Annotated in this window: 11 protein-coding genes and 1 pseudogene; 7 read left to right on the top strand and 5 right to left on the bottom strand. The window is 62.4% G+C overall.

The genetic code is table 11. The annotated features are described in order from the left end of the window. Positions 1–4 precede the first annotated feature (4 nt). From H1204_RS25785 to H1204_RS25775, 3 genes are all read right to left on the bottom strand, one after another. A complete protein-coding gene (locus tag H1204_RS25785) occupies positions 5–1,303 on the bottom strand; it encodes an SUMF1/EgtB/PvdO family nonheme iron enzyme (protein WP_180731353.1) in 1,299 nt (432 codons plus the stop codon). Positions 1,304–1,481: 178 nt separating this feature from the next. Continuing rightward, positions 1,482–2,156, bottom strand: coding sequence for a helix-turn-helix domain-containing protein (locus H1204_RS25780; RefSeq protein WP_346015760.1), 675 nt, complete (start codon positions 2,154–2,156; stop codon positions 1,482–1,484). A gap of 259 nt (positions 2,157–2,415) precedes the next feature. Beyond that, positions 2,416–2,895 carry a universal stress protein gene (locus H1204_RS25775; RefSeq protein WP_180731351.1) on the bottom strand — a complete coding sequence of 160 codons (480 nt, stop codon included), beginning with the start codon at positions 2,893–2,895 and terminating at the stop codon, positions 2,416–2,418. Between the two features lie 314 nt (positions 2,896–3,209). Between H1204_RS25775 and H1204_RS25770 the strand changes: the two genes are divergently transcribed. After that, complete coding sequence (locus H1204_RS25770; RefSeq protein WP_180731350.1) at positions 3,210–3,899, top strand: FadR/GntR family transcriptional regulator; 690 nt, start codon at positions 3,210–3,212, stop codon at positions 3,897–3,899. Positions 3,900–4,042: 143 nt separating this feature from the next. Continuing rightward, the gene (locus H1204_RS25765) at positions 4,043–5,551 is read left to right on the top strand and encodes an MFS transporter (RefSeq protein ID WP_180733310.1); all 1,509 of its coding nucleotides are present in this window, start codon (positions 4,043–4,045) and stop codon (positions 5,549–5,551) included. A gap of 19 nt (positions 5,552–5,570) precedes the next feature. Here H1204_RS25765 and H1204_RS25760 read toward each other — a convergent pair whose 3' ends face one another. Next, positions 5,571–6,158: an acyl-homoserine-lactone synthase gene (locus H1204_RS25760; protein WP_180731349.1), complete on the bottom strand. Its 588-nt coding sequence runs from the start codon at positions 6,156–6,158 to the stop codon at positions 5,571–5,573. A 142-nt stretch (positions 6,159–6,300) separates the two neighbouring features. Between H1204_RS25760 and H1204_RS25755 the strand changes: the two genes are divergently transcribed. Beyond that, complete coding sequence (locus tag H1204_RS25755; RefSeq protein WP_180731348.1) at positions 6,301–6,633, top strand: helix-turn-helix transcriptional regulator; 333 nt, start codon at positions 6,301–6,303, stop codon at positions 6,631–6,633. Here H1204_RS25755 and H1204_RS25750 read toward each other — a convergent pair. Beyond that, the gene (locus H1204_RS25750; RefSeq protein ID WP_180733309.1) at positions 6,617–7,321 is read right to left on the bottom strand and encodes a LuxR family transcriptional regulator; all 705 of its coding nucleotides are present in this window, start codon (positions 7,319–7,321) and stop codon (positions 6,617–6,619) included. The genes H1204_RS25755 and H1204_RS25750 overlap by 17 nt on opposite strands. 605 nt (positions 7,322–7,926) lie before the next feature. Here H1204_RS25750 and H1204_RS51535 point away from each other — a divergent pair. The 4 genes and pseudogenes from H1204_RS51535 to H1204_RS25725 form a co-directional block, all read left to right on the top strand. Further along, positions 7,927–8,280, top strand: a pseudogene (locus H1204_RS51535) (dihydrodipicolinate synthase family protein); the annotation flags it as partial. A gap of 75 nt (positions 8,281–8,355) precedes the next feature. Further along, positions 8,356–9,936 carry an aldehyde dehydrogenase (NADP(+)) gene (locus tag H1204_RS25735; protein ID WP_180731345.1) on the top strand — a complete coding sequence of 527 codons (1,581 nt, stop codon included), beginning with the start codon at positions 8,356–8,358 and terminating at the stop codon, positions 9,934–9,936. 114 nt (positions 9,937–10,050) lie between these two features. Further along, the gene (locus H1204_RS25730; RefSeq protein WP_180731344.1) at positions 10,051–11,001 is read left to right on the top strand and encodes an SMP-30/gluconolactonase/LRE family protein; all 951 of its coding nucleotides are present in this window, start codon (positions 10,051–10,053) and stop codon (positions 10,999–11,001) included. A 250-nt stretch (positions 11,002–11,251) separates the two neighbouring features. Next, positions 11,252–12,442: an extracellular solute-binding protein gene (locus H1204_RS25725; protein WP_036000076.1), complete on the top strand. Its 1,191-nt coding sequence runs from the start codon at positions 11,252–11,254 to the stop codon at positions 12,440–12,442. Positions 12,443–12,570 lie beyond the last annotated feature (128 nt).

The raw sequence follows: 12,570 nt of genomic DNA, 5'->3' as shown, positions 1-12,570 counted from the left end.
TGCTTTATTTGTCAGAAGCCCTGACGCATCTGAACCCCGCATACACATGCTGATACCGCGGCTGAAACCAGTTGCGGAACGTCGGCCGGATCATGCATTGCGCGGTGCGCGCCGAACCGCCCTTCAGCACGTAATGCTGTCCATCGTAGAAATTGGCGGAGTAGCCGAGATAGAACGGAAACGCCTCGAAGCCCGGCAGCGCGTCAAACAACGATGATGTCCATTCCCACCCATTGCCGAACTGGCCTTCGACGCCAAACGCGCTGACATTGTCCGGCGACGCATCGACGGCTTGCGGGTCCCAGCTGCGGAAATCGTAATTGCCCGACGGCGCGTTCGGTACGCCTTGCGCGGCGCGTTGCCACTGAGCTTCCGTGGGCAGCGCCTTGCCGGCCCAGCGCGCGTACGCGCTCGCTTCCGCATGACTCACGTAGACGGGCCAATCGGGCGGCAGCGCGATATCTTCGAACATCGTGCGCAAGGTCCACTGGCCGTCAGCGTTTTGCGACCACGTGACGGGATGCGCGACGCCCTCGGCTTCCTTCCACGCCCAGTCCTTGTCGTTCCAGTAAGCGCGATTGCGATAGCCGCCCGCGTCGATGAACTCGCGGAATTGCGCGTTGGTCACCATATAGCGGTCGATCTCGAACGCTTCGACCTGGACGCGCTGCTCGCCGAATTCGTTGTCCCAGCCGAAGCGGCCATCTTCCTTCTTCATGCCGAGCACGGCAACGCCGGCCGGCACGCTTACCATCGGCGACGCTTCGACGTTGCGCGCGTATTGCGCGGCGGACGTGACGTCCGCCGGCGCGGCCTTCATCTCCAGCGGCAACTGATGCAGCATGTACGCGAGCGTTTCCGCGTGCATCAGCCGGTGTTCGATGGCGACATGCATCAGCTGCTCGGGCGAGCCCGTCGCCATCCCGCCGCTGCCGAACTCATAAGCGGCGAGACAACTGTCGATCTGCGCGCGCGCCTTGTTCGCGTAGTCGCGCACGACGTCGATCGAAGGCCAATCGGAAGGTTGATCGGTTGGAAAGCCGCCGTCGACGGGATCGATGCCGAACGCGAACAACCTGTCGAGTTCCGGCGCAAACGCGGGCAGCGGGCACAGGCGTTCGTCGAAGAGATTGCGGTCGAAGGCTTCGAGATGGCCAATGTAGAACACGATCCGGTGACGTTCGCGGATCGGCCGGTCATAGAGGTATTCGGGTTTGACAACCGAGAACAGGGCGTCGGTCACGCGGCGCGCGTCGATGAGACGTTCGGCCAGCGGGTGGTGCGGTGCGGGGTCGCGGTTCATTCGCCGGGTCTCCTCGTGGGGACAGCAAGCATCTTTGCACGAGACGAGTGCGGGGTGCCGAAGACCCGACTCTCGCCGAGAAGAAGAATCTTGAACTGTACCGCAGGCGCAGGAGACGTGCCAGGCGGGTGCGCGCGGGCGTCGTGCGAGACGAAGCCGCGCGGCGGACCCTGGCGGATCAGGGGTTGGGCGAGGCGCCGACCTGGCGCAAGCCGTCGGGATCGACGATATGAATGAGGCGGCCTTGTGCGTCGATCAGTCCGCGCTTTTGAAATCTTGACAGGGTGCGGCTGACCGTTTCGAGTGTCATGCCGAGATAGCTGCCCATGTCTTCGCGCGTCATCCGCAGATTGAATTCCGCCGACGAATAACCGCGCTGCGCATTGCGCTCGGAGATATCGAGCAGAAATGCAGCGACACGCTCGTCGGCGCTCAGCGAACCGAGCACCATCATTTGCGCGGCCTCGCGCACGATCTGCTCGCCCATCAGCTTGTGCAGCCGTTCCTGCATCGAGCTGATCTCGCGGCACAGATGCTTCAGCGCCGCGTAAGGGATGATGCACACCGAGCTGTCTTCGAGCGCGACGGCGCTGCACGCGTGCTGGTCGCTGCTGATGCCGTCGAGGCCCAGCGCTTCGCCCGCGATCCTCAAGCCCGTGACCTGCTCGCGGCCATCGCGATGGGCCATCACCGTCTTCAGCGATCCCGAGCGCACGGCGTACAGACTGTCGAACGAATCGCCCGCGCGATAGAGGGCCTCGCCACGACGCACTGAGCGCGCCGAGCAGATCAGCGCTTCGAGCTGCGGCATTTCATTGGCGGCCACGCCTTGCGGCATGCACAGATGCCGCATCGCGCACGACGAACAGCGTGCAGCGCTGCGCACGGCGCGCTGCGTGGAGGAGGCGGGGCTGCGGCGGACAGCGCGGGCAGGGGCGACAGCGGCGGTAACTGCGATGGGATTGAGCATGGGACCAACCGGCATTAATAGGTTGACAAGCAGGGTGACAACCGATTGTCCCACTCGATGCGCGTGCAACCAGGCGGCAAAATGACGCGTCGCAAGCGATCGCGTTGTTGAGCGGCGTCAGGCTTCTTTCCGCACGCGACGCTCAGGCCTTGGGTTCTTCCTCAGATTCGCCGCCGCCCGCAGCCGATGGAATCAACAGCACGGGCAATGTCGATTGACGTACGCAGCGCTCGGCTACGCTGCCCAGAATCAGCCGCTGCATGCCGCGCCGGCCATGCGTGCCCATGACGATCAGGTCGGCGTTGAAATCGGCGGCGGCGCGCAGCACGAGCGTCGGCACGTCGTCGAGCGACGACGCCTCGCCCACCGCGATATCGCCCGATACACCCTGTTCGCGCATCGCCGCCGACAGTTCCGCCGTCAGCTCCTTGCCCTGCTCGATCAGCCGGTTGCGCAAGATGGAGGGATCGTAGCCTGGCGCGTCGAAGTACATCGGCGTGTTTTCGACCGCGTAGAACGCGCGCAGCGTCGCGCCCAGTTTGCTGGCCAGATTGAGGGCGCCGTCGAACGCGCGGCGCGACGTGTTGCTGCCGTCGACGGCAACCAGGATGCGTGTGTACATGAAGCCTCCGTGTCGTGGAGAGCGTCGCGCCGCCGTGTTCCGCGTGCGCGGGCCGCCCGAGAAAGCGGTATGAATGGGTCCGGATTGCGCTTGCAGCTTAAACGATCGTCGGAAAAAGGCGCGCTCCCGTCGGCGGGAATGCAGATGTCAATCAAACATTTGTCAAATTTTGCCGTCCGACGCCAGGTCGGTCATACTGGCGGCGTGCGTGCTACCACGCGTTTTCTGGCTGAAATGAGCGGTTATTTCGCCCGGTCGCCCGCGTTATTTGCCTTACAATTCCAATCTATTCTGACAAGCCGCTTCTCTCGACGATGAACGAGCGCAAATCGACCGGTCTGCCCGACAAGATCTACGGCGACATCCTGAACCGCATTCTCGAAGGCGAATACAAGGAAGGCGAACGCCTGCCGACCGAACATGCGCTCGCGGAACGCTTCGAGACGTCGCGGCCGACGGTGCGCGAGGCGCTCGCGAGGCTGCGCGCGGACGGCATCATCGTGACGCGGCACGGCTCGGGCACGACGGTCGCGCGCCGTCCGGACCCGGACGTGCGCCGTTTCGCGCCGCTGGAGACGCTCTCCGACATTCGCCGCTGCTACGATTTTCGCATCGTGACGGAGTCGGGCGCCGCCGAGCTGGCCGCGCAAATGGCCGAAGCCGACGACATCGCCGCGATCCAGCACGCATGGGACGAACTGGAGCGCGTGATCGAAACGCAGGGCATCGGCGCGAAGGACGACTTCGCGTTTCACCTTGCGGTTGCGCGGGCGTCGAAGAACCAGTTCTTCATCACGATGATGTCATTCATCGAAGAGCAGATCGTGTTCAGCATGAATCTGTCGCGCAATCTGTCGCTGGTGAAGACGCTCGAACGCCAGCGGCTCGTGCAGGCGGAGCACCTGGCCGTGCTCGACGCGATCCGCAGCAAGGACCCAGCCGCGGCCGGTCAGGCGATGCGGCTGCATCTCGAGCATGCGCGCGACCGGATGTTCGGCTCCTGACGTTTTCCGCCTTGCCGGGCCGTTGCGCTGTGCTTGCGGCCCTGTTCCCTCTCCCCTGATCTGAAAATTCGGCGCGCGCTGCGCCGCATCGCAAAGAAGTGAATCCTTCCCGCCCCCTGGTTTTTCGCGACGCGCTGCTGGCCATGCTTGGCATCGGTCTCGTCAACATGCTGGTCGCACTCGATCAGACGGTCGTCAGCACGGCATTGCCGTCGATCGTCGTCGAACTGCACGGTTTCGAGTATTACGCGTGGATAGCGAGCGCCTATCTGCTTGCGTCCGTGGTCACCGTGCCCGTGTTCGGGCGTCTCGGCGATTATTTCGGCCGCAAGTATTTCGTGATTACGGCCGTGATCGTCTTTACCGTGGCGTCGGCGCTGTGCGGCCTCGCGTCCAGTATGCCGTTTCTGGTGTTCGCGCGCGGCCTGCAGGGCGTGGGTGGCGGGATGATGGTCGGCACCGCGTTTGCGTCGATCCCCGATCTCTTTCCCGATCCGCGCACGCGAGTGCGATGGCAGGTGGTGCTGGCGGCCGCATACGGAATCGGCACGGCGGCGGGGCCGTCGCTGGGCGGCTGGCTCAGCGAGCAATTCGGCTGGCGCTCGACGTTCCTCGTCAATTTGCCTGTCGGCGCGCTCGCGCTGTACTTCATCTGGGCACATCTGCCGTACTACCGGCGCGAGCGCACGGGCGACGTGCGGATCGACTGGGCGGGCGCCGCGCTCGTCGCGCTGGTGCTCGGCGGGCTTCAGACTTTCATTGAAGCGGTGCCGAAGGACGGTCTGACCACGGGCAACCTGATACTCGCCGCGCTGGTCGTGGTGGGCGCGGCGGCGCTGCTGGTCTGCGAGCGGCGCGCGACGCACCCGATCGTGCCGCTCGATCTGTTCAAGGACCCGCAACTCGTGACACTTTTCACGCTCTCGGTGCTGTCGGGCTTTGTGATGTTCTCGCTGATCTTTTTCGCGCCGCTGCTGCTGCAAGGCGGTTTCGGGCTCTCGCCGCAGCAGGCCGGCCTGCTCGCGACGCCGATTGCCGCGTGCATCGCCCTCGGCAGCATGATCAACACGCGCATCGTGATTCACATGAAGCGCCCGACGGCGATTCTGACGATCGGCTTCAGTCTGCTGGTGGCCGCGTCGGTGGGTATCGCGCTCGCCACGCCCGCGACGCCGCATCTCTATCTGGAACTGTCGATGGCGGCCGTCGGCATTGGCCTCGGTTTCATTCTCAACAACCTGAACGTGTTCGGCCAGGAGATTGCCGGCCGCGAGCGTTTCGGTATCACGACGGCGCTGCTGCAATCGACGCGCATGGTGGGCGGCATGCTCGGCACCAGCATCGTCGCGACGATCGTGAACCGGCGCTATGCATCGGGCGTGGAAGAGTCATTGCGCGTGCTGGGCGAAACGGTCGCGTCGGCGTGGCGGCCGAAGCTCGCCGATCCGCGCATTCTCGTCGACGAAAACCTGCGCGACTCGCTGCTGATCGAACTGAAACGCGCCGGCCTCGAAGGGCCGGCGCTGTTCGACGCCGCGCGTCACGTGCTGGTGCAGTCGATTCACATCGGCGTCGTGCTGACGGGCTGCGCCGGGCTGGCGGCGGCGCTGCTCGTGCGCCGGATCTCGCACATCACGTTCCGGCGCAGCTAATCTCCCCTCAGGCGCAAACTCAAGCCGCCACGGGCATCGGCTTGCAGACGGCCGCGCGAATCGCGTCGACAGTGATGTCGAGCGCGATCGTCCGTTCGACGCCGATCTTCACGGGCGGCCCCAACCTCGTCACCTCGATCCCCGTGCGCCGCAGCAGCCGCTCGATCGACGTCGTCGTGACGGTCACATAGCGCGTAATACCCATCCGGTCCGCGAAAGTCACCAGTTCGTGGATCGCGTGCATCGTCAAATCTGCAAAGCCAAACGTTTGCTCTCCATCCGTTTCGATAGCAAAGCGGCTCAGTTCCCATATATGCCGTCCGATTGGCGCGTCGTGGCCGTCGAGCAACTGCGGAAAGGTGTCCTTCAGCATGTTCGGGCCTTCCGTCGGCATCAGCCGCCAGCAGCCGCGCACGTGCCGGTCGGCGTCCTGAATGAGCATGTAGTACGGCCCGAGCGCGTCGTAGCCGTCGATCTCCATGCCGGCGATGGTCGGAACGTCCCATCCCATGCGGTCCCGAAAGACGCGGGCGCGCAGCCGGTACATCTCGTTGATGTGGTTGTTGTCGAACTCTTGCCGTGTGCCAATCCGAATCGCCGTATGCATGGTGTGCTCCTTACGTTGGTCGCGGTACGCAGGAAACCGTATGCATTTCGGATAAGAAAAACACCTATTCACCTGGATAGGTGCTCAGTCCGTCTGATGATTACAAAATTGAGATGAGGGCCAAACACAGGGAAAAACCATCATGGAACTTCAGAATCATTGGCAAGCGGGCGTTCACGCAAACGTTCAACCGACCGTACAGAGCCGCGGCGCGGATAGTTCGACTGGTGTAGACCGCGTGCTGATCATCGCGTACCGCAAGAAAAAGAAGGAGAGCCAACGTCAATTCTGGGCGCGCTTTGGCGTGACCCAGTCGCGCGGCAGCCGCTTCGAATCAGGCGCTGAAATTCCGGCACCCGTCTCGATCCTGCTGGGCCTCTACTTCACGAAGACGGTCACGGACGGCGATCTGGGCAGGGCAGAGAAGGTGCTCCACAACCCGGAAGCGCGTGAGCTCATCAACCTGGATCAATAAGGCCGAGTTGCGTTGCAATCACGGCCGCCGCGCGCCGTGAGTTCACGCCGAATTTCGTGCGAATGTTCTTAAGGTGGAAGTTCACCACGGCTTCCGAGCAATTAAGAATGTGCGAAATTTCCCAGGTGGACTTACCGCGTGCGGTCCATTTCAGGCATTCCTGTTCCCGCGGCGTGAGCTTCGGCACCAACGCCTGCGTGTGCGCATTCAGGTGAGGCTGGCTCGTGTCGATCACGAGGTCGCGCAACAGCACGAGGTTGGGCAGCACGACATCGAGATGACGCCAGAAGTCGTCGCTCGGATTATGGTCGTTGACGAAACAGATCAGTCCTGATTCCTGTCTCGGCCCGTGGATAGGCAGGCTTACGCCGGCACGCAAGCCGTGCGCGCGCGCTTCCTCATACATGATTTGCGCCGGATTTGATTCGAACAGATCCGGCGACCAGATCAACGGTGACGACTTCGTCATGCAATGCGAGACCGTCGGGTCGATGTGCGCAAACCCCTGGTCGTTGTAGAACTGCCGCCACGACGGTGAGTACGTGCTGCGGATGAACGCGTCTTCCAGCCGCATGCCCGGCCGCGGAAGGATGCCGACCAGCACGCGGTCGAAGCCCCAGCCGTCCGCCAGTCGAGCGACTTCGCGGAACCAGCTGACATCGTTCTCCGCTTCCAGCAACGGCGACATCTGTTCAATGAAATGTTGCGGCAAGGTGCTATCTCTCGAGGTTCGCAGCGGAGGGGGCTATGGCCATGCCGATGCTGCGGTTACTCATGGGTCTTGTTGCGCATCAATTTATCACTATATTCGCCGGTTAATGCGAATTGGCGATAGAGAATTTCTCGCCTGTTTCATTTATGGCTCAAAATCGGGCTTCACGCCAACCGACATTTAATTGCTTTGACGCAATTCTGCAGCAATTGCCGCAAATCCGCTCCTGACGTGCCTGACAGCCATCTGAATAAGCGGCTATTTAGTAGGGTTTTGCCCGGTTTTGAGTCGGTATTTAATACGGTTTCGATCCTGAAAATCGGAAGAGATTGCGAAACGTTTGATTCAAACCAGTCTGCTTTTCCACTCGTTGTCATACCAGCATTATTAAAAGTTTGATCTGCAGCGCAGCATGCGAAGTCTGTATTCATATGAAAAAACGGCACCCATGCGCGTTGCATCGTACGACCTGACGTCCCAAGTTGTTTGACAACATTGGTGTGGCGATGCTAAGTTGGCAAGGTGATTGTCTTCGCCGCGAGCGCCCCATGACTGCGTCCTCGATCGTCCGTCGACACGCTCTCGCATGGCTCGTGGATCGCGGCACATTCGTTGCTGTGCAGTACGCGATCGTGCGCGACGATCTTTCGCGCGACATCTACCTGCGCCGGTTGCTGCAAAGCGTAAAGGCGGCAAAGGTGATATCAGGAGTGGGCGACTGACACGCGCTGATGCCGCTCGAAACCCTGCGCGACGACATTTCGCTGATACGCGTGCTGCACGACGTGGTCACGTTGTCGAAGCTCGCGGACATAGGGCGAATCCTGCCAAGGTTGCGTTCGACGTCGCCTGAACATCATGCGAAGATCGAAGTTGCGACGCTGGCTTTGCTCGACTTCGAGCGCCGTCTCGCGGAATCGTCCGCCCATTCTTGACGTCGCACTATTTGGATTTCCGGCCGCGCGACGCGACATGCGTTCCTGCCGCGCAGCCATCGACAGGAGCAGGACATGCACATTACCGGAGACATGCTGATCGGCGGGTCCGAGGTGCGCGGCACCAAGGGCACGCTGCGCGCGTTCGACCCGGCGCGCAACATGGAAATCGAACCCGAGTTCGGTGCGGGCGGCGCGGTCGAAGTGGATCGCGCGTGCACACTGGCCGCGCTCGCGTTCGACTCGTACCGTCAGACGTCGCTCGAAATTCGCGCGCATTTTCTCGAGACCATTGCCGAGAACATCCTCGGGCTCGGCGACGCATTGATCGAGCGCGCGCAGGCCGAATCCGCGTTGCCCAAGGCGCGGCTCGAAGGCGAACGGGCGCGTACCGTCGGGCAACTCAAGCTGTTCGCATCGCTGGTGCGCGAAGGCCGCTGGCTCACCGCGACGCTTGATTCCGCTCAGCCGGAACGCAAACCGCTGCCGCGTCCCGACTTGCGTTTGCACAAGATTCCCGTTGGTCCCGTCGGCGTGTTCGGAGCGAGCAATTTTCCGCTCGCGTTTTCCGTAGCGGGCGGCGATACGGCATCGGCGCTCGCGGCGGGTTGCCCGGTTGTCGTGAAGGCGCACCCGGCGCACCTCGGTACGTCTGAACTGGTTGGCCGCGCCATTCAGAAATCCGTCGCCGATTGCGGTCTGCACGAGGGCGTATTCTCGCTTGTGGTCGGCGCGGGCAATGAGATCGGCGAAGCACTCGTCCAGCATCCAGCGATCAAGTCGGTCGGCTTCACCGGTTCGCGCGCCGGCGGCCTTGCGCTCCTGAATCTTGCGCAGAAGCGCCGCGAGCCGATTCCTGTGTTTGCCGAGATGAGCAGCATCAACCCGTTCTTCGTGCTGCCCGGCGCGCTTGCAAAGCGCGCGGATCAGATCGCGACCGGCTTTATCGAATCGGTCACGCTCGGCGTCGGACAGTTCTGCACGAATCCTGGTCTCGTGCTGCTTCTCGACGGACCGAACAAGCAGATATTTATCGATGCCGCAGCAAAGGCACTCGCGCAAAAGAGTGCGCAGACGATGCTCACGCCCGGCATCGCCAGCGCGTATCAGGGTGGCATTACGCATCGCACCGAGCAGCGCGGCGTGCAGAGCATTGCGCGCGGCACGTCGTCGGATGCGACCTGCGCCGCGCTGCCCGCGCTGTTCCAGACCTCGGCGATACAGTTCCTGACATCCGCGGAACTCGAAGACGAGATTTTTGGGCCGACTTCGCTGATCGTCACGTGCGCGGACATAGAGGAAATGATGAAGGTGGCCGAATACCTCGAGGGCCAGCTCACGGCAACGCTGCAGATCGAACCCGAAGACTACGACATCGCGCGGCGCCTCCTGCCGACGCTCGAGCGCAAGGCCGGCCGCATTCTGGCGAACGGCTTTCCGACGGGCGTCGAAGTGTCGTATGCAATGGTGCACGGCGGCCCGTTCCCGGCGACATCCGATCCGCGCGCGACCTCGGTCGGCGCGACGGCGATCGAGCGCTTCCTGCGTCCCGTCTGCTACCAGGACCTGCCCGCCGAATTGCTGCCGCAATCGCTGCACGACGACAATCCGCTGAAGCTCTGGCGTCTGCGCGACGGCAAGCCGGCGCAGGCGTGACGGCTTGAGTTGAATCGCGACAGCGTTTCAAGCAGCATCATTACCAATAACCAGTCACCACCACGAACGCCGGGCGTCGATCGATTCGACGCCCGGCGTTGCTCTGACAGCGCCATGACCGAACTCAGCCACCCGAACCAGCGCCGCTATCCCGACCCCTCCATTCGTAGTTTCGATCCCCGCTTCGATGCATTTCGCCTCGCCTCGGCTTCCGTCGAGTGCCTGTATCAGGGCGCGCGCTGGTCCGAGGGGCCCGTGTGGTTCGGCGATGGCCGCTACGTGCTGTGGAGCGACATTCCGAATAACCGGATCCTGCGCTGGGACGAAGAGACCGGCGCGGTGACGCCGTTTCGCCGGCCGTCGAACAACGCGAACGGCAATTCACGCGACCGCGAAGGGCGGCTCGTCACCTGCGAGCATCTGACGCGACGCGTCACGCGCACCGAATACGACGGTTCGATCACCGTGATCGCCGACCGCTACGAGGGCAAGCGCTTCAATTCGCCGAACGATGTCGTCGTGAAGTCGGATGGCTCGGTCTGGTTTACCGATCCTTCGTTCGGCATCGACAGCTTCTATGAAGGCGAGAAGCAGGAGCCGGAGCTGCCCCAAAACGTGTATCGCGTGGACGGGCAGACGGGCGAAGTGACGATGGTCTGCGACGAAGTGATCGGCCCGAACGGCCTCGCGTTTTCGCCGGATGAATCCGTGCTGTACATCGTTGAATCACGTTCGAAACCGCGCACGATCCGCGCATTCGATGTGGTCGGCGAAGGGCGGACGCTGGCGAATAACCGCGTCCTGATCGACGCACAGGACGGCACGCCGGACGGTTTTCGAATCGATATTCACGGCAACCTGTGGTGCGGCTGGGGCATGGGTACCGACGAACTCGACGGCGTGCGGGTGTTCTCGCCGCAAGGCGAAGCGCTCGGGCATATTGCGTTGCCGGAGCGCTGCGCGAACGTGTGCTTTGGCGGCAGGCATCGCAACCGCCTGTTCATGGCCGCGAGCCACGGCCTGTATTCGCTGTACGTGAATACGCAGGGCTTGCGCGGCGGCTGAAGTTGCCTAACAAGTCATATCTTGGTGTTCTCCCTATGCCGAACGGACGAATCGGCAAAACCGGCTGAAATCCTTACCATAAAAGGACTTGAAGAATTTGAAAGGTCATCGCGCGATGAACGCGTCAGGCTAAAATTTGCTTGACATCATGCGTGCCCGTTCGTTATGTTTCACCCACTAGCAGCCCGTAACACGTCAGCGCCGCGCATCCCGTCGGCGGACGTTCCATACAAAGAGGCGAGGAGACGAAATGGCTTTTTCTGGCAAGGTGTCAGCGAAGTTGCCACTGAAGGTGGCCGCACTGTGCGTAGCCGTTGGCGCAGCAGTAGCAGGGTTCACGCAATCGGCGCGAGCGGCGGATGCAGTCACGATCAACATCGTCGACGTCGCGGGCGATCTCCAGTTGACACAAAAGGGCTTTGAAGCCTTCAAGGCCAAGTACCCGAATCTCGTTTCCAACATCACCTATACGAACGCGCCCGCGCCGCAGTTGCCCGGCAAGATCAAGGCAATGCAGGCGGCTGGCCGTTCAGATATCGACCTCGTTTTGACAGGCACCGACGCGCTTGCGGCTGGTATCGAGCAGAACCTGTGGGTCAAGCTGCTGCCGGAGAACAACGCGGCATTTCCCGGCGTGCTCGACAAGTACGCGCCCGGTCCGCGCAAGATGCAGGATCTCGCGCAGGGCTTCGGTCTCGAAGTCGCGTATATGCCGGCCGGCCCGCTGATCGAATACAACCCCGCCAAAGTCAGCGATCCGCCCAAGACGCCGGATCAACTCCTGCAATGGTGCAAGGCGCATCCGAACAAGCTGATCTACGCGCGTCCGGCCAACTCCGGTCCGGGCCGTACATTCCTGATGGGCTTGCCGTACGTGCTCGGCGACAAGGACCCGAAAGACCCCGTCAATGGCTGGGATAAGACCTGGGCGTTCCTCAAGCAGTTGAACGACTGCATTCCTTACTACCCGGGCGGCACGTCGGCGGTGATGAAGGAACTGGGCGAAGGCACGCGCGACATGACCGTCACCGTGACGGGCTGGGACATCAACCCGCGCGCGCTCGGCATCGTGCCGGCTGAATTCAAGGTGCAGGCGTTCGACAACATGACGTGGGTCAACGACGCGCACTTCATGGTGATTCCGAAAGGCGTGCCGAAAGAAAAGCTCGACACGCTCTACAAGCTGATGAACTTCATGCTGGAGCCGGCGCAGCAGGCCTTGACCTATGACGACGGCTATTTCTATCCGGGTCCGGCCATCAAGGGCGTCACGGAAGCGCAAGCGCCCGAGCACAGCCAGGACGTGCTGAAGAAGTTCGGCCGTCCGGAATACGCGAAACTGCTTGCCGATCGTCCGCACGTTCAGCCGCTGAGCGCGGCAGCGATGGTCGCGGCATTCCAGAAGTGGGACCGCGAAGTGGGCGCGCAAAAGACCAAGTAAGTTCATACCAACGCGTACCCATCACCGCGCAAAGCGGAGCAGCCGGTGCCGCGCAGGGCGTGCATGACGCCTCGCGGGCATCGGCGATATGTGTCGGCGCGCCTTATGGAGTGCCATAGGGCGCGGCC

Source organism: Paraburkholderia sp. PGU19, assembly GCF_013426915.1.
Lineage (GTDB): Bacteria > Pseudomonadota > Gammaproteobacteria > Burkholderiales > Burkholderiaceae > Paraburkholderia.
The sequence above is the reverse complement of the archived record's forward strand: the minus strand, read 5'-3'. Positions and strand labels throughout refer to the sequence as shown.